7 protein-coding genes and 1 pseudogene are annotated in these 18,897 nt (G+C 60.3%); 5 read left to right on the plus strand and 3 right to left on the minus strand.

Annotated elements, in window-relative coordinates:
* The first annotated feature begins 56 nt into the window (after positions 1–56).
* The 3 genes and pseudogenes from OKC31_RS02095 (at position 57) to fdhF (ending at position 10,181) form a co-directional block, all read left to right on the plus strand.
* Positions 57–4,300: pseudogene (locus tag OKC31_RS02095) on the plus strand (ATP-binding protein).
* The gene (locus OKC31_RS02100) at positions 4,293–5,504 is read left to right on the plus strand and encodes an EAL domain-containing response regulator (protein ID WP_247823148.1); all 1,212 of its coding nucleotides are present in this window, start codon (positions 4,293–4,295) and stop codon (positions 5,502–5,504) included. The pseudogene OKC31_RS02095 and the gene OKC31_RS02100 overlap by 8 nt, the downstream one beginning before the upstream one ends.
* Before the next feature lie 531 nt (positions 5,505–6,035).
* Positions 6,036–10,181 (plus strand): formate dehydrogenase subunit alpha, encoded by a 4,146-nt coding sequence (fdhF, locus tag OKC31_RS02105; protein ID WP_270656079.1) that lies wholly within the window; start codon positions 6,036–6,038, stop codon positions 10,179–10,181.
* A gap of 116 nt (positions 10,182–10,297) precedes the next feature.
* Here fdhF and OKC31_RS02110 read toward each other — a convergent pair whose 3' ends face one another.
* From OKC31_RS02110 to OKC31_RS02120, 3 genes are all read right to left on the minus strand, one after another.
* Entirely contained in the window at positions 10,298–11,155 is an 858-nt protein-coding gene (locus tag OKC31_RS02110) for an aldose 1-epimerase (protein WP_270656080.1), read from the minus strand.
* A complete protein-coding gene (locus OKC31_RS02115) occupies positions 11,152–12,603 on the minus strand; it encodes a sugar porter family MFS transporter (RefSeq protein WP_033136275.1) in 1,452 nt (483 codons plus the stop codon). The genes OKC31_RS02110 and OKC31_RS02115 overlap by 4 nt, the downstream gene beginning before the upstream one ends.
* Positions 12,604–12,684: 81 nt before the next feature.
* Positions 12,685–15,963, minus strand: a complete 3,279-nt coding sequence (locus tag OKC31_RS02120; protein WP_270656082.1) for a DUF5107 domain-containing protein — start codon at positions 15,961–15,963, stop codon at positions 12,685–12,687.
* Between the two features lie 119 nt (positions 15,964–16,082).
* On the opposite strand from OKC31_RS02120, the gene OKC31_RS02125 reads away from it, so the two are divergent.
* Together OKC31_RS02125 and OKC31_RS02130 are read left to right on the plus strand one after the other, a co-directional pair.
* Positions 16,083–17,279 carry an ROK family transcriptional regulator gene (locus OKC31_RS02125; protein ID WP_247823155.1) on the plus strand — a complete coding sequence of 399 codons (1,197 nt, stop codon included), beginning with the start codon at positions 16,083–16,085 and terminating at the stop codon, positions 17,277–17,279.
* A gap of 243 nt (positions 17,280–17,522) precedes the next feature.
* Positions 17,523–18,896 carry a tyrosine-type recombinase/integrase gene (locus tag OKC31_RS02130; protein WP_270656084.1) on the plus strand — a complete coding sequence of 458 codons (1,374 nt, stop codon included), beginning with the start codon at positions 17,523–17,525 and terminating at the stop codon, positions 18,894–18,896.
* Position 18,897 lies beyond the last annotated feature (1 nt).

Consider the following 18,897-nt stretch of genomic DNA (forward strand, 5'->3'; position numbering starts at 1 on the left):
GCCGCTGCATTTTAATGCACTTACAATATGCGCCCAATTCTGTTGGATTCCTTCTGATGCTCCGCCAATGTGATCGTCTATTCCTGTTTCTCCTGCTACTGCTCTGGGGCGTGGCGGCGCACGCCATTACCAGTCTGAATGAAGACGAGTTTGATCTGTCTGAGCGCGCCTGGCTGTCATCACACCAGGAGCTGGTCATCGGCATGCCGATGATGGGTGACCCTCCATACAGCTATAAGGATGCAGATCAACGTTTTACCGGCCCAGTCCCCGACATTGCGCAGCAGATTGCCAGAACGCTCGGTTTGACCCTGCGCTACAAGGTTTACCCCTCCTACGTGGATGCGCTCTCCGGACTTGACCACGGAGCAATCGACATACTGGTGAACGACCAGCCAAGCGAACAATGGCGATCCAAGATTGTCTCCCTCCCGTTTTTGCTCTCCATGCCACGCGGCGTGCTGCTCAACAATGGCAAAACGAAGTTGTCACGACAGGATGCCCATGGTTTGCACTGGGTCTGTGTCACAGGAGTCAATGCTTGCAGTGAATTGAAAAAACTGGGATTTCTCCGTGTGACCGAGGCAGAGAGTCGCAGTGAAGCAGCCTTTATGCTCAAAAAGCGCATGGCTGACGCCTATCTTGCCGACATGCCGTCACTGGTGATGGTGAGAGATCAGCATCCCAAGGCTGGCTTCACCATTGCCACTCCGGAATGGGTAAGCGGCACGTCTCTCTCCATCAATATGCACAAGAGCGACCCGGCACTAGTCAGCCTGGTGAGCAAGGCATTCAACGAGATACCGGTTGAAGATCGTCGTCACATGCTGGCCGCCACTACGACTAGCCAACATGCGGACTCAGGAGCGGTGAAGTCTGTGCAGTTTACCCCTGAGGAGCAGGAGTGGCTCAACCAGCATCCTGAGCTGACTTACGGCGTCTCTCCGGACTGGACCTCCATGAGCGAATTCAATTACCGGGGCAGGCTGGTCGGTTATGTGGCGGACCTGATGGCGCTGATGCAGCAAGTCTCCGGGCTGAAGTTCTCTCTGGTTCGCACCAATAGCTGGGGTGAAACCCAGAATATGCTGAAGCTGCGGCAGATCGATTTTATTCCGGCCATCTCCCCCAACCACGACCGCGGCCAGTTTGCGCTGTTCACCCCCGGCTATCTGTTTGTCGATCGGGTCGTTATTGCCCCCAAAGGCAGTACCGATATCACCGATCTCTCACTGCTGCGAGGGAAACGGGTCGGCATGGTGCATGGCTCGCTGGATAAAGATCTACTGACCCACATCGGCGCCCATCTGGTAGAGGTCAACAATGACAACCGCTTGCTGGAGCTGCTGGACACGGGCGATGCCGACTACGTGATGGTCACCCTGCCATCCATCAACAAGCGGGTGAGCGAACGCTATCAGGTGGTCTATGCCGGCAAAGACTTGCGCCTGCCGGTCGCCATGGCTACGCGCAAAGATCCCATGCTGCAGCGGATCCTCACCAAGGTGCTCTATTCGATACCGCCGGAGGAGCTCAATAAAGTGGAGAGACGCTGGCTCTCCATGAGCGTGCAGACCGGCATCAATAGCGAAACAGTGCTGTTCTGGTTCGCAATGGGCGGCGCGGCAGCCACCCTGCTGTTTGCCCTGTTCTGGGCCTGGACCGCACCCTGAAACGGGAGATCGTGCAGCGACAACGGGCCGAGAAGACACTCAATGAGCAGTTGGTGTTCGTCCAGACCCTGCTCGACTCCCTGCCCAATATGGTGGCATTGCGGGATCACGAGCATCGCCTGACCCTCTGCAACCGGGCATACCGCGAGCTGTTTATCGGTGACGGATCCGCAGGAGATGGCTGGGGTTATATGACCGAGGACGAGCGGCAACAGATGCTATGCGAGGAGCGTGCGGTCTGGGAAACCGGCGAGAGCTTCCAAGGATCGGGTTATACCCAGCGCGAGGGGGATATTCCCCTTCACGTGGTCTACGTCAAGTTGCCCTATCGCGCAGCAGACGGCGCGATTCAGGGGGTGCTGACGGTATTGACCGATGTCAGTGCCCTCAAGGCCGCCGAAAACAAGGTGCGAGAAGTGGAGTGCAGGCTGCGGGACATCACCGACAGCATGCCGGGTCTGGTTTATCAATATCTCTGGCAAGGGGCCGGCAAGGGGAAATTCCTCTATCTGTCCCAAGGAGCCAGCGACATTCTCGGGATGACCCATCAAGAGTTGATGGCAGCCGAGTCTGGCGGCGTGATCCTCGGCTTGAACGACGAGGCTCTGGCAGCCTTTATCGATAAGGTGGCCAAACATGCGCGAACCCTTGAGCCGCTCGATATGGAGGTGCTGGTGCCCTCTGTTCAGGGGGAGCGATATATCCAGATCCGCGGCAACTTTGTGGCGCAACAGGGCAATGATCGCCTGCTCAACGGCGTGGTGCAGGACATCACCGCCATCAAGCAACAGGAGCATGAACTGCGCGAGGCGCGCGCCGCAGCCGAGCAGGCGATGCAGGCTCGCAGCCGTTTTCTGGCCACCATGAGCCATGAGCTGAGAACCCCCATCTCGGGCATGCACGGCATGCTGGAGCTGCTGCGCATGAGTGAGCTCAATGATGACCAGCGCTATCTGCTGCGCAATGTGGAGAGCTCGGCCAACCACCTGCTCTATCTGGTCAACGATATCCTCGACTTTTCCAAAATCGAGGCGGGTCAGCTGCACCTCAATCGCCAATCCTGCCGTCTGCAACCTGTGGTGTGCGATGTGATCCGCGGCCATGCCGCACTGGCCTACAGCAAGGGGCTGAAGGTCACGCTCCAGTGGGAGGATCAACTCCCCGACCTGGCCGATATCGATCCGGTCAGAGTGGGCCAGGTGATTTCCAATCTGCTCAACAACGCGGTGAAGTTCACCGAGCAGGGCATCATTTCGATCCAGGCCAGCTATCACGACCAGCAGCTGGTTATCGCGGTGACGGATACCGGCATCGGCATCGCCGAAGAGAAGCAAGCGCTGCTCTTTACCCCGTTCGAGCAGGTGGAATCCGATATCAATCGCCGCTTTGGTGGCACCGGTCTGGGCCTGGCCATCTGTGATCAGCTGGTGAAGAAGATGGGCGGCACCCTGACGGTCAAGAGCCAGCTCGGTGAAGGGGCCTGTTTCCGCTTCAGCATCCCGCTGCTCAATGTCCTGTGGGAACCACCCGCACTGGCGGGCAGCGAATGGTGGTGGCTGGGTAGCGATGCCGCCTTGCAGGCCACCATGGCACGGCTCGGCGCCCGGTTGACCCCCCTCGAGATCCACCAGCTCACCGCCGATCTCGACGGCCTGCTGTTAGCGGAAGAGGCCGCGCTGGAGTCCAGCATGGGGAGCGATTGGCACACCTTGCTGCAGTCCGGCACTCTCAAGGGGGTCATCCTCTCCCCCCGCGAAGCGTTGCGGGGGCGCATGGGCTCGGAGAACTGGTGGCGCCTCGGCCAATCCCCCCTCTATCCGGATCTGTTGCTCGAAAGCTGCCGCGAACTGATCACCGGGCGAGCCGTGACCACCCATGCCGCCAGCATCGAAAAACTGGGCGGGCGGGTGCTGGTCGCCGATGATCATCTGGTCAATCGCGCCCTGCTGACCCGTCAGCTGGCGATTCTGGGGGTAGAGTGCGAGGTAGTGGAATATGGAGAGAAGGCGTTGCGCGCCTGGCAAACCCGGGATTTCGCCCTGCTGATCACCGACTGCCACATGCCGCACATGGATGGCTACACCCTGACCCGCCGCCTGCGGGAACAAGGGGAGCAGGCCCCCATCATCGGTGTCACCGCCGATACCTCGGAGGAGGCGGCAGCCAATATGACGGCAGCCGGCATGAACGGCATGCTGTGCAAACCCTATTCGCTGGAGTCACTGCGCCAGATGCTGCTGCGGTGGTTGCCCGCGACTACGATCACAGAGAGAGTGCCCGCACGACAGGCCATCAATCTCGACATGATCGGTCGCTGGCAAGATCTGTTTGGCGATGAAGGGATTGCCAAAAGCATGGCAAGGGAGTATCTGACCTCCAACCGGAAAGATTGCCACGCTATGATGAGCGCGCTCTCCTCCGATGATAGCCAGGAGCTGGTGGAGATCGCCCACCGCATCAAAGGGGCAGCCAGAATGGTCGGGGAGCTCTCCCTGGCCGAGCAGGCAGCGCAACTGGAATCGGTGGCCCGCCTCAAGCAGTTGAGCGAGCTCGCGCTGCTGACACAGAGAGTGGAAGAACAGATGAACAATATTGAACGTGAAATGGGATTGTGGCTCGATGAGTAGAACGGCAGACGAGTTGGTCATCATGGTGGTCGAGGATCACGGGTTTCAACGCAAGACCCTGATGCACCAGATCCGGGCGCTCGGTTATCAGCAACTGCTGGAGGCCGCAGACGGCATCGAAGCCCTGGCGCTGTGCCAGAGCCACACTGTCGACATCCTGTTCTGCGATCTGCGGATGCCCGGCATGGATGGCATGGCGCTGCTGCGCCGCCTCTCGCTGGGTGGCTTTCGGGGCGGCATCATCCTCTCCAGCGCGCTGGAAGATGACGTGGTAGAGGCCGTACTGCGCATGAGCGCGGCCTATGGCCTCCATGTGCTGGGTCGCATCGAGAAACCCTCCAGCCCGCAGCGGCTGCGCCAGTTGATCGACTCCTGGGCACCCAAGTCGGCCCCCTCGGGCAAGGACGATGGCCTCGTCCTCTCGGTGGACGAGCTCAAACGCGCCCTCGACAACGACCAGCTGTTGCCATGGTATCAACCCAAGGTCGGCTTTGCGTCCGGCCAGTGGGTGGGGATGGAGGCGCTGGCCCGCTGGCAGCATCCGGAATACGGGCTGATCTCCCCCGGCATGTTTATCCCGCTGGCGGAAAACAACGGCCTTATCGACCAGCTGACCGATGTCATCATCAACAAGTCGCTGCAGGATTGCCATCTGTGGGGCCAGACCGGCCTCTCCCTCAATCTGTCGATGAACCTCTCAACCACCTCGCTGATCGAGGGGGATCTCTGCCACTTCCTGATCAACCAGTGCCAGCGTTGGAGCGTCAATCCCGAGCTGATCACCCTGGAGGTGACCGAAAGCTCGTTTGTCGAGGATATCGGCAAGGCACTGGAGGTGCTGACCCGGCTGCGGATGCACGGCTTTGGCCTCTCCATCGATGACTTCGGTACCGGCTACTCCTCGATGCAGCAGCTGGCGCTGCTGCCGTTTACCGAGCTCAAACTTGACCGTTCGTTTGTCGATCGCTGCTATGCCGACCCCTCCCGTCTGGCCATCATCGAATCGAGCATCGAGCTAGCCCGCAAGCTGGGGCTGAAATCAGTCGCCGAAGGGGTGGAAGATGTGCAGACCTGGCAACTGCTGGCCAAGCTGGGGTGCGATATCTGTCAGGGCTTCTTCACCGCCCGCCCTATGCCGCGCAGCGAACTGCAGCACTGGCACCAGATCTGGCAAGCCCGACTACCGACCCTGATATCCGGCTGATCTCCCGCGACCAACCCTTTGGGCCAACAGTGCGCCGATCGGCAACGTGAATGGCCGCCTTGGAAAAGGTGGCCATTTTCTTTATCTAGGACTCGCCACTCACGCATGCCCGCCCCCTATCCACCAACCTTTTATCCAACCGAGTGCCACCCACCCCCTTTGCTCTGTATACGCCGCATGCCTTGAGTCACCATTTATGCAAAATAAGTTGCATCACAAATGGTGCTACTGGCGGATAATGCCTATCGCGAGCGAGAGCAGCCTCTCTTCTACCAGACGCATCAACTGACAATAAAACAATGAATATCCTGCTTCAACAGGAATAGTTCTCAACGATGCGCCGTGCCGATGAGGTAGACAAGACGACCTGAAATCGTTTTCTCTTTTGAACAATAAGCTGTCTAAAATCAAATAAAGTTGTAAATAACCTTTGTTATGGTGAGCGTATAGCAAGCGACCTCCCTGTCGCTTCCCCTGCTGGCTCCGCCAGATGCAGCATTTTCTGCGCCTTGAAAGCGAGTTTATGACGCAATGATCACCATCACCCTCGATGGGGCTCAGTTGACGGTTGACCCGACCAGAACCCTGCTCCAGATAGCCAAACAGCACCAGACTGATATCCCCACCCTGTGCGGTGACAACACCAGCGGCCCTAAGACACCCTGCGACCTCTGCGTGGTCGAGATTGCCGGTCTCGGCATCCGCCGCGCCTGCGAGACACTCCCCGAGGCAGGGATGGTGATCACCAGCTACAGCGATGCCCTGAGCACCCACCGCCAGCAGGCCCTCGGCCGCATCCTCTCAGATCACTACGCCGATTGCGAAGCCCCCTGCCAGCGCGCCTGCCCGGCCGGCGTGGACATTCAATCCTATCTGCATCACATCGCCATGGGAGATCACCAGGCAGCCATGGCCATCATCAAGCAGACCCTGCCGATGCCCCTCTCCATCGGCCGGGTCTGCCCTGCTTTTTGTGAGGCACAGTGCCGCCGCGCGCTGGTGGATGAGCCACTGGCCATTCGCCACCTCAAGCGCCACGCCGCCGATCTGGACCTGGCAGAAGCGGCCCCCTATCAACCGCCAAAGAAGCCCGCCAAGGGCAAGCGGGTTGCCATTATCGGCAGCGGCCCGGGCGGCCTCACTTGTGGTTACTATCTGGGTTACGAGGGATTTGAAGTCGACCTGTTCGAGGCAATGCCCGAGGCGGGAGGCTGGCTGCGCTACGGCATCCCCGAGTACCGGCTGCCCAAGGCGATCCTCGATCAGGAGATCGACCTGATGTGCAAAAGCGGCATGCGGATCCACACCAGGCAGCGACTGGGCCACCAGATCACTCTCTCGGCGCTGTGCCGCGACTATGATGCGGTCTGTCTGGCGGTTGGCGCTTCCAAGGCGGTACCGATGGATTACCCGGGCAGCACCCTAGCCGGTTGTTATCTCGGGGTCGATTACCTCAAGGATCAGATGCTCACCAAGCGGCTCACCACTGGCAAGAAGGTTGCGGTGATCGGGGGTGGTAATACCGCGATCGACTGCGCCCGCACGGCGGTGCGCCTCGGCGCCGAAACCACCCTTATCTATCGCCGCACCCGCGCCGAGATGCCCGCCGAGGCATATGAGATCGACGAAGCGGAGCACGAAGGGGTGCGCTTTTTGATGCTCACCAATCCGGTGGAGAATCTGGCCGATGAGGCTGGTCGCGTCTGTCAGGTACGCCTCGAGAAGATGGCTCTCGGCGAGCCAGACGCCTCCGGTCGCCGCCGCCCGGAGCCCACCGGCGAGTTCTTCCTTGAAGAGTTTGATACCGTGATTGCGGCAGTGTCGCAGCAGCCGGATCTCAGCTTTATGGAAGGGGAGCCCCTCACCCTCCCCTTCACCCGCTGGCAGACGCTGGAGTCCCACCCCGAGACCATGCACAGCGGCCACGGCAACCTGTTTGCCATCGGCGATCTGCGCCGCGGGCCCGCCACCGCCATCGAGGCGGTTGCCGATGGTCGCAAGGCGGCGCTGGCCATCGATCAGTTCCTCCACGGTGACATGATCGACCCGGTGCGGCCCTTCAACGCCTGCAAGGCTCCCACACTCAAGCAGGTCGATCCCGCCCAGTTTGCTCACCTGAAAAAAGTCGCCCGCAGCATCATGCCCCATCTGGCAGAGCAGGATCGCGAGGGCAGCTTTGCCGAGGTGGAGCGTGGTTTGAGTGATGCCGATGCCCGCAGCGAAGCCAGCCGCTGCCTCGAGTGCGGCTGTCAGGCCAACACCGATTGTGCACTGCGCAACTACGCCACCGAATACAAGGTCGAGCAGAGCGCTCTCGACACCAGCCAGTGCCAGAAGTTTGCAGTGGATAACAGCAGCGAATTTATCGTGTTTGATGCCAACCGCTGCATCGGCTGCGGCCAGTGCGTGCAGACCTGTGGCGAACAGGCGGTACAAGGGGTGCTGCGCTTTGCCAAAAACAACGATGGCACCCTCTCGAACCGGCCGCAGTTCGACACGGGGCTCTCGATGGGCGACTCCCACTGCGTGCAGTGCGGCGCCTGTGTACAAGTCTGCCCCACCGGCGCTCTGGTGGATGCCCGCGACAAGTCGCAGGGGCGCACCGAGCTGCTCACGCCGGTCAATACTATTTGCACCTACTGCGGGGTCGGCTGCGGCGTCACCCTCTACGTCGATGAGGCGAACAACCGCATCCGCTATGTGGAGGGGAATCGCAACTCACCGGTCAATCAGGGGCTGCTCTGCGTCAAGGGACGCTTCGGCTTTGACTTTATTCAGAGCGAGGAGCGCCTCACTACCCCGCTTGTCCGTAAAAATGGCGAGCTGGTGCCCGCCAGCTGGCAGGAGGCCATCGCCCTGGTGGCCGAGCGTTTCACCGCCCTGCGCCAGCACTATGGCAGCGATGCGCTGGCGGGTTTCTCGTCAGCCAAAACCACCAACGAAGAGAACTACCTGTTCCAGAAGTTCATGCGCCGGGAGCTGGGCACCAACAACGTGGATCACTGCGCGCGGCTCTGTCACGCCTCCACCGTCACCGGGCTGGAGGCGTCACTCGGCAGCGGCGCCATGACCAACGACATCCCGAGCATTGATCACTCGGCTCTCATCTTCATCATCGGCTCCGACACCTCGGCGGCCCACCCCATCATCGGCTCCCATATCAAGCGGGCCGTCACCATGAGCAAGGCGCGGCTGGTAGTGGCCGATCCCAAGCGGATCGAGATGGCGGACCATGCCAGCCTCTATCTGGCCCACCGCCCCGGCACCGACGTGATGCTGCTCAACGGCCTGATGCAGCAGATCATCCAGAACAACTGGCACGACAAGGCCTATATTGCCGATCGGGTGGAAGGGTTCGAAGCGCTGCAAGCGGAGGTGCTCTCCCCGGCCTATGCCCCGGACAAGGTCGCCCTCGTCACCGGCGTACCGGCCGAGCAGGTGATCGAGCTCGCTCGCCTTATCGGCACCGCCGAGCGCACCGCCGTCTACTACTCGATGGGGATCACCCAGCACACCACCGGCCACGACAACGTGCGGGCCATCGCCAACCTGCAACTGCTGTGCGGCAACATCGGCATTGAAGGGGGTGGCATCAACCCGCTGCGGGGCCAATCCAACGTGCAGGGCGCCTGTGACATGGGGGCGCTGCCCAACTGCCTGCCCGGCTATCAGAAGGTGGCCAACCCCGAGGTGCATGCCCGCTTCGTGGCAGCCTGGCAGCAGCCAGACTTGCCGCGCACGCCCGGCCTTACCCTCACCGAGACCATCGATGCCGCCTGCGCGGGTAGCATCAAGGGGCTCTATGTGATGGGGGAAAACCCGGTGCTGAGCGATCCGGATCAGCATCACGTCATCGAGGGGCTCAAGCAGCTGGAGTTTCTGGTGGTGCAGGATATCTTCCTCTCGGAAACCGCCCAGCTGGCCGATGTGGTGCTCCCCTCCTGCTCCTTTGCCGAGAAGAGCGGCCACTTCACCAACACCGAGCGGCGGGTGCAGCGCATCTCCCCCGCCCTCAAGGCGCCGGGTGACGCACGGGAGGATTGGTGGATCATCCAGCAGATCGCCAACGCCATGGGTGGCGACTGGCGCTATCAACACCCGCAGGAGATCACCGCAGAGATCTGCCGGGTCACCCCGCAATACGCCGGCATCCAGTGGGACAAGGTGGGAGCACAAGGGCTGCAGTGGCCCTGCAACGATGCGGCGCCCGAAGGCACTCGCCTGCTCCACAGCAAGCAGTTCACCCGTGGCAAGGGGGAGATGGTCGCCACCCCGTTCCGCTATGCCGCCGAACTGCCCGACGAGACCTATCCCATCGTGCTCACCACCGGCCGCTTGCTGGAGCAGTTCCACACCGGCACCATGACCCGCAAGACCAAGGGGCTCGACAAGTTGGCTGGCCCGCGGGTGATGATGAGCGTGGTGGATGCGCAGCGGTTGGGCATCAGCAACAGTGAGCGGGTGAAGGTCACCAGCCGCCGCGGCCATATCGAACTGCCCGCCTTCGTCACCAAGCGGATGCAGCCTGGCGTGGTCTTTATCCCGTTCCACTTTGCCGAAGCCCCGGCCAACCGGCTCACCATCAATGCCACCGACCCTCATGCCAAGATCCCCGAGTTCAAGGTGGCAGCGGTGCGCATCGACAAGCTGACCAGCCAACACACCTCGACACCATAGCCAGAGATGGAGATAGCCTGACCGGAGATCAGGTAACACGCAGGATAATCCGCAATAAAAAGAGCCACCCGACGGGTGGCTCTTTGCGTTCACCAATACCACAAGCCAGATCATGATCAGTCCCCGGACGCTACTGTCAGGGTCATCCCGATACTCATGCGGTCACCTCTGGCGAGTAGCCGCAAACCGGGGTGACCGGCCAGGTGGTGGGCATTGGCGGCGTGACTCTGGGGCTCCAGACAGACGAAGCCACTCCCCTCATCGGGCTGGTAGAGCATCAGGAAGGCACACTCGCTTGAAACCAGCAGCCGCTGCTGGCGGGCAGGATGGTCAAGCTCGGCCTGACCGCGCCAGCCGCCATAACAGTGGTTGAGCCATCCTTGCGGGCGAGCCCACTGGCGAAAATCGAGATGGGGCGCCAGCCTGCTCGACCAGTCGATCGGCAGATGATCTGCTCCCTCTTGCCAGACGCCGCTCGCCAGAAAACGGATGCGGGTCTGCTCGTCGCGCCAGAAGAAGGGGTGAAAACCCGCGCCATAGAGACAGGGGCTCTCCCCAAGATGGGTCAGGCTGATCCGCGCCACCAGGCTCGCACCATGCAGCCGATAGTCTATCTCCGCAAGATAGTGAAAAGGGCCGCATTGGCTGGTCAACTGCAACGTCACCGAACTGGTAGAACCCGCCACCCACTGCCATGACTGCAACCAGCCATCGCCATGCAGGAAGAAGTCGGGATCGACGGGACTTTCTGGCAAGCGATGCTCCTCCCCCCACAACTCAAAACGGTTGCCTGCGACCCGGTTGGCCAGCGGCAACATGGGAAACAGCGCGCTCTGGCCGGGATGCCAGGGCTGCGCCGGGTCCGTGTCGCGCAACAGCGGGCGCCCCTGCTCATCCTCCAGCCCCAGTAGACAAGCCCCTTGTGCAGAGACCCGCATCCGAAGATGCGGGTTGCCCAATGTGTAAACCGTCATGCCGAGGCGCTCGCCTTGGTCGGCGTCAGTTCGACCTTGCCCTGGGCCAGTTGGGCTTCCAGTGCCTCCAGCGTCACCCCTTTGGTCTCGGGCACCTTGCGATAGATAAAGATGAGACCGGCAAAACAGATAAGGCCATAGAGCAGGAAGCTGCCCGCAGCCCCCAACCCGGCATTGAGCAGCGGGAAGGTGTAGGTCAGCACGAAGCAGGCGATCCAGAGCGCCAGCGTACCGGCCGACATCGCCAGCCCACGCACCCGATTCGGGAAGATCTCCGAGAGCAGCACCCAGGTAACCGGCGCCAGGGTCAAGGCATAGATGGCGATGGCCGCCAATACCAGCAGCAACACTGGCAGCCCCAGTACGCCTGTGGCGTAGGCCGCCGCCATCATGCCGTAGATAATGGTCAGGCCCGCCGAGCCAATCAGCATCAGCTTGCGGCGGCCAATCTTGTCCACCATGGGCAGCGCGATCAGGGTAAACAGCAAGTTGATAAGACCGGTGGCGACGATGGACTTGAGGGTGCTGTTGATGTCAAACCCGGCGGAGGCAAAGATCTCCTGCGCATAGTTGAAGATGACGTTGATGCCGCACCACTGCTGGAAGACTGCCAGTACAATCCCGATGATGAGGATCGGCCGCACCGAGGGTTTGCCCAGCTCCGCCAGCGAGACCTTGTGGGTCTCGCCCACCAGAGTCTGGCGGATATCGGCCAGGGTCTGCTTGGCATAGGCATCCCCGCCAATCTTGCCGAGCATGCGGGAGGCTTTCTCATACTGACCATCTTTGGCCAACCAGCGCGGCGACTCCGGCACGAAGAACATCAACACCAGAAACGCCAGCGCAGGTACCAGCTCGGCACCGAACATCCAGCGCCAGCCGGACTGTCCATTCCAGGTCGCCAGAATATCGGCCTGAGTCGCATTGCTCGCCACCGGATCGGCGATCATCAGGTTCACCAGCTGAGCCGCCAGTACCCCGATGACGATGGTGAGCTGGTTGATGGCCACGAACTTGCCGCGCTTGTTGGCCGGGCTGATCTCGGCGATGTACATGGGCGAGAGCGCAGAGGCCAGACCGATGCCGATCCCGCCGATGATGCGATAAACCACAAACAGATCGAAGTTGCTGGCCGCAGCCGTGCCCCACGCCGAGATGGTGAAGAGGATGGCGGCCAGGATCAGCGGCTTCTTGCGACCGAAGCGATCGGCTGACCAGCCGGAGATGGCGGCCCCCAGCACACAGCCCACCAGCGCCGAGCTCATGGCCCAGCCGGACTGGGCCGGATCCGTGATGGCAAAATAGGCCTCATAGAAGGGCTTGGCCCCGCCAATCACGACCCAGTCATAACCAAACAGCAGGCCACCGCAGGCGGCCACCAAACAGATCATCCAGATGTAGCTCATATTGAGCCCATTCGTATCCAATTGATTTTTCGTGCGTTCCATGACTCATCCTTATCATCTTGTCGATTGTAGGGTGCAGTGGCGCCCCTCACCGTGGCGGGGCGCCGGTTTTTGTTATGAGAGTTATGAGTGGAGTGACAGCTCGCGGCAGATCAGAGCAAAGAGGTGCCCCTTGTCGTGAGCCGGGTTAAGGGTGAGCAGCTCTCGCAAGGTCTGTTCACAACCATCCCGCTGACCCAGCCCCAACAGACCGAGCGCTCTGACCAGCAGACAGTGCTGGTGATGTTTGTGCTGCGGGTCATCATCCAGCACGATGAGATCCGGCAGTGAGACGGCAAAGAAGTCCGCCTCGACCGACTCGCCCATCGCCTGCTCGGCCCAGCCGACCATTCCTTCAAAGAGACGCTGCGCCTCCGCAACCCGACCAAGACGTGCCAGCGCCATACCCTGATAGAAGAGATAATCCACCGGCTGATCGTTGTAGTAGCGGCTGGCCCCGAGCGATCCTTGGCCGAGGCAAGCCAGTTGCAGGCACTGGGCCGCCAGACTCTGGTTGTCACAGGCCAGATGGCAGAGCGCCAACAGGTAGTGGATATCATTGTCGGTCTGTCCTACCAGACGCCCCTCCCCCAGATTGAGGGGGTAGTGCAACGCCTGTTGCAGCAACGGAATGGCCTGCTCGTGGCGTCCCTGAATCATCAACGCCAATGCCCGGCGTTGCTGATTGATGAGGTACTGGCCGGTCACCTTGCCCTCGCCCCCCTCCCAGGGGTGGAATTCGCGCAGCCGCAAGATCTCGGCCGCCGCATCCAGCTGGCCGGTGATGTGATAGAGGCCGAGCAATTCGGCGGTCAGATCATCGCGCTTGAGGACCACCTCACGATGCGCCTCCAGCAGCGCCAACCGCTCGGCGGGTGCCATGGCGCAGCGCTTGTGCAGTTGATCCAGCTCGAACAGCAGGCGTGCATCGTCCTGCTTGAGGGAAAAGGCTCGGCTCAGGCACTGCTCGGCCGCCACCGGATCGCCGCTCTTGTTGAAGTGATAGATGCCAAGGTTGCGCCATGCCGGGGCAAACCCGGGCGCCTGCTCGCACACCTGCTGCCACAGGGCAATGGCTTGCGGGTAGCTGCGCTTGCTGTAGTGGAAGCAGCCCAGCAGATAGCTGGCAAACCAGCTGTGGGGCAGTTGCGCCAGCATGGCCACCTCGCCAAGGGTATTGGGGAAGCGCACCTTGCAGCCAAAGGCCTGCTCGGCTCGAGCCAGCAGGGCATCCTGCGCCTCACCTTCCGGCAACAATGCAGCCTGGAACAGCAGCGGCAGGGTCTCCTCCACCGGCAGTGTTGAGAGCAGTTGCTGCGCCAGCTCGGGGCGTCCCAGCGCCAACAGATCGCTTGCCAGGAAGCAGAGATTCACCCCGCGCCCGTTGCACAGGGTGCGCAGCGCCTCGAGATCGGTCGACTGCTCGCTTGCCAGCCAGCACAGGAAGGCCAGTTGATAGTGAAGTGGATAACGAACGCGCTGCTCGTCGATATAGGCGATGGCCGCCTCCTGCTCACCAGACTCCAGCAGCGCCAATCCCTTGAGGGCGATAGCGCCGTAGTGGGTGCCGTTGACGGCAAGACTCTTCTCGACAAATTGCAGTGCCTGCGCGGGCTCCCGGCGCACCATGGCGATGCGGGCCAGCCCGAAGAAGCCGCTGTCGCGGCAGTTACCGCTCCAGGTCGCCTTGTAGAAGTCATCGAAGGCGGCATCGAACTGTCCCAAACGTTCCTCGATGTGGCCACGCAGCAAGCTCGCCTTGCCACACTGGGGGTTCTTGTTGAGGCGATGGGCACGGACCAGCGCCTGATTGACGTAGGTCAGCGCCTGCTCATAGTTGGCGCGGTTGTACTCCAGCGTTGCCAGCGCCAGGTTGCAGCGATAGTCGCCGCCATCGAGCTCCAACGCCCGCAGGTAGTAATCAAAGGGCGAACGACTGGCGTGCAGATACTGCTCCAGATGCTGGCCGATGAAGTAGAGCTCGTCGACCGAGTCGAGATTGACGGCGGGTTCCGGCGCCGTAGCGGGATCCGGCAAGGCTTCGCCAGCGGGCTGATGCTCGAGATAGCTCAGGATCGGCTGGCCCTGCTCATCCAGCAGGCGTGCCTGCAAACGCCCCTCACTGGTGATGGCGAACGGCTCCAGCCATGCCTGACCCGGCTGCAGATTCAGAGGTTGCGCAAACAGCACGCCCCCCTCGTCGCTTACCTCGAAGCTGGCCCCGCGAAGTGGCGCTACCGCATAGACCCCGCAGACGAGGCCGTCGTCGCTGCGCTCCAGCTTGATGGCGGCGCGGGTGTTGGCATTTTGCAGGGTGCCGAGGGTGTTGTAGGGCAGGAAGTTCTGCACAAACACCTTCTCCTCCCCCGCATCCAGCCAGGTAAAGTCAGGCTGGTTGTCGGTATAGACCCCGGTCATCAGCTCGATGTAGGGGCCGTTGTCATCGGTCAGGTTGCGATCCCAGGCCAGACCGAAGTCACAGTTGCCCCAGCTCCACTGCTTCTTGCCCGGCGAAACGTGGTGATCCGCCACGTGCAACAGGCCGCCCTGTTCGTCATGGCAGTAGGCGCCGACGAAGTCGTAGTCAGACTTGTCCGCCATATAGGAGGTGGGCACCGGAATATTGCGGTAACGGGAGATATCGATCCCGGCGGAGTAGTCCACCTTGTAGTAGGTGCCGCGGGCGATGGGGAAGGCGCTGACGTCGCGCTTGCCGTGGTCATAGACGGCGGTCACATCGGGCGGGAAGACGCTCTGGTGGGCATCGCCCCCTTTCACCGCCGGGTTGGACCACCAGAGGAAGTGACGCGGCGTGTCGTTGCCGTTGAACACCTTGCCAGTGATCTCGATGAGCGCCTTGTCGGGATAGAGGGTAAAGCCCGCCATCACCTGCAGACCGCGCATCGGCTCCACCTCGCCGACCCAGACGGTCTTGGCGCCGCCCTCCCGCTCCACAATGGTGAAATCCACCGGCATAAAGGTGGTGGGCCTGTGGTGCTGCGGCCAGTTGAACTCGATGCCGCCGGAGATCCAGGGACCCACCAGCCCCACCAGCGCCGGTTTGATCACCTCGTTGTAATAGACGAAATCCCGCTGCATCACCTTGTCGTAGGCACGGTGGATACGCCCCCCCAGCTCCGGCAGCAGCATCACCTTGATAAAGTCGTTCTCCAGCCAGACCGCCTGATAGGACTTCATCTGCTTCTGGCCGGTGAGGGTGTCGATCACCCCATAGGGATAGACAGCCCCCGAGGAGCCCTGATAGACCCGCTTCTCGAGAAACATGGGGTTGGGATCTTCGGCGCCTACCTCGTAGGTCGGCAGTGAGATGGTTTCTACCCAGACCTTGACATCAGCTCTCATTAATCTCGCCTCACTCAACATTTGTTAGTAAAGTTTTCAGTGAGACCAGATTAGAATGGTTAAACCTGCATTAATTGCTGAAAGATCACGCAATACAGTAAGCGGAGTTTAGTGAAGCGATGAGCATAGGGTTGAACAACCAGAAGGTCCGCCACCACAACAAGCAGGTGCTACTTGCCCTGCTCTATCAGCTAAAAGAGGCGAGCAAGTCCACCCTGGCGCGCCACTGCGAACTCTCCATTCCTGCGGTCAGCAAGATCCTTGACGAGTTAGTGGCCGATGGCGCCATCAGCCACAGCGATCAGAACCTCTCCCAGCGCGGCATCAATGGCGGCAGCTATCGCATTGCCAGCGGCCAGGGGGCCATTCTTTGCCTCAATATCAGTCCCACCCATCTGGAGAGCATCCTGGTGGATAACCTGATCACCCCGCTGGATGAGTTCAGCGACCAGAAGATTGCCCCACAAACCCCCGATGAGCTGCTGCACCTGATTGAAGCGCACTACTACCAGCACAAGCGCCGCCACAAGGGACTGGCGATCCGGCTGGCCTTGGCGGTACACGGTCAGGTCAACCCGGCGACCGGGGTATCACAAACCATGCCGCAAGCACCCTGGCACGCACCGGTCGAGCTCAAGTACCTGCTGGAGGAGCGGCTGGGTTGCGAGGTGATGGTGGATAACGACTGCATCATGCTGGCGCTGTCCCAGAAGTGGCAGGACCGGGAAGGGAACGGGGATTTTTGCGTCATCAACGTCGATTACGGTATCGGCTCGGCCTTTATCATCAACGACCAGATCTACCGGGGCGCCCTGTTTGGCAGCGGCCAGATAGGCCACACCATCATCAATCCGGACGGCAGCGCCTGTGCATGCGGCCGCTATGGCTGCCTGGAGACAGTCGCCTCGCTGTTTGCCATCAAGAAACGGGCTCGGGTCTTTCTCAAGCAACAAGCCAGTGCCGACAACCCGGCGCAGACTGGTGTAGAGCTGGATACCGCCCAACTGCTCGCGCTCTACCATCAGGGGGATACCATGATCCGTGCCCTGGTGGACGAAGGGGCCCGCGCCATTGGCCTGAGCCTCTACAACTTCCTCAATATCCTCAATATCAACCGCATCTGGCTCTATGGCCGCAGCTGCCACTTTGGTGAAACCTGGCTGCAAACGATCGTCAGTCAGACCGGCGCCAACCCGTTCGACTGCAGCGATGCGGTCAACGCCACCCATATCCGTTTCGGCCAGCTCAGCCGCGCCCAGCAGGTGATGGGGATTGGCTATCTCTATGTGGAGCGAGCCTTGGCAAAAGCCATGTAAAAAGGGCAGGTTTCACAAATGAAACCTGCCCTCACGATCTGGTGCCGATAAGGGGAATCGAACTCCTGACCTTCGCATTACGAATGAGAGGGCGCGTGGATACCCTCACATTTATTAACCCATTTCACACTATACAAAACAATACCTTAAGTCTAACCTTGCCTTTACGGGCTAACATAAAAATCGACCAAATTTGTTATCCCATGTTAGCCCAGCGTTAGCCTGAAGGAGATTGGCAGAATTATGGAAAGGTTCAGATTCACCAAAACGGAACTATCGTCAATCACGCCACCTGAGCAGGGAAAGCGCTTAGCGGTATACGATACCGAAGTGCCAAAGCTGGCTATGCGGATCACCGCAGCAGGCGCTCGTTCCTTCTACGTTGTAAAGCGTTCTGGTGCATCGATTGCTTGGATCAAGCTCGGTTCTTTCCCTGAAATGACTATCGAGCAAGCCCGTAACGAGGCGCAGAAGATTCTTGGCGAGTTTGCAGCCGGCGCTAACCCCGCCGCTGCTCGTCGGGCAATCAGAGAAGAGCCCAGTTTTACTGAATTGTTCGAGCAGTTCTTGGTCGAGAAGCGCAAGCGCGATGGTACTCCCATCGGGGAGCGTACTAAGCGTGACTATCGCGACAACTTGCGCATGTATCTGGAGCCGATTAAGTCTAAAAAGTTGTCACAGATTACTCGCGCAGATATCAAATCTATCCACACCAAAACCACGAAGAAAAGTGCAGCCCAAGCCGACCGGGCGCTCGCCATCGTTTCATCGGTGTTCAACTTCGCCGCCGACCTGGAGATATTCAGCGGTACCAATCCAGCGAGCCGCATTCAAAAAAATCCGTCACCTTCACGCGATCGTTTTGTTCAAGCGTCAGAACTACCATATCTGTTTGCAGCCATCGACAAGTCGAGTCTTGCCGACTTCTTTTGGTTGTCGCTACTGACAGGCGCCAGACGCTCCAACGTACAAGAGATGGCTTGGCGCGATATCGACCTTGATGCCCGCATCTGGCGGATCGGTATGACCAAGAACGGCACCCCACAAAACGTCACTCTATCACCAGAGGCAGTGGCTGTTCTCGCTGACCGCAAGCATACAACTGGTAATGCCTCTTTCGTGTTTCCCGGCGAGGGCAAAACAGGGCATTTGGTCGAACCGAAAAAGTCATGGAAGACAATTTTGATTCGCGCCAGCCTAAGTCGTCTACTTGACCATTTGGAGGAGTTGGGCAAGCTCACCAGTGAGGAGCGCCAACAGGCCGAAATGCAAATTGCCCAAGCGCCAGTTGTTACGGAGAAGCGTTATCGCGCGTTGGCCGATGAGGTGGGAATAGACCCTGCAACCTATGACATGACTGACCTGCGTATACATGATCTACGCCGTACCCTGGGGAGCTGGCAGGCCAAGAGCGGCGCTTCGCTGGCGATCATCGGCAAGTCGCTAAACCACAAAACACATCAGGCTACGGCCATCTATGCCCGCCTAGATCTTGACCCTGTGCGCCAGTCTGTTGAGACGGCAACAAACGCCATGATGGAGGCGGCTGGCGTCAAACTTGCACCCGAAGTAGAGAAGTTGCCCGCGAAGCACTCAGAGATAAGGACTGGAGAATAAA

The organism is Aeromonas sp. Y293-4, from assembly GCF_027705905.1.
In the GTDB taxonomy this organism is placed as follows: Bacteria; Pseudomonadota; Gammaproteobacteria; order Enterobacterales; family Aeromonadaceae; genus Aeromonas; species Aeromonas veronii.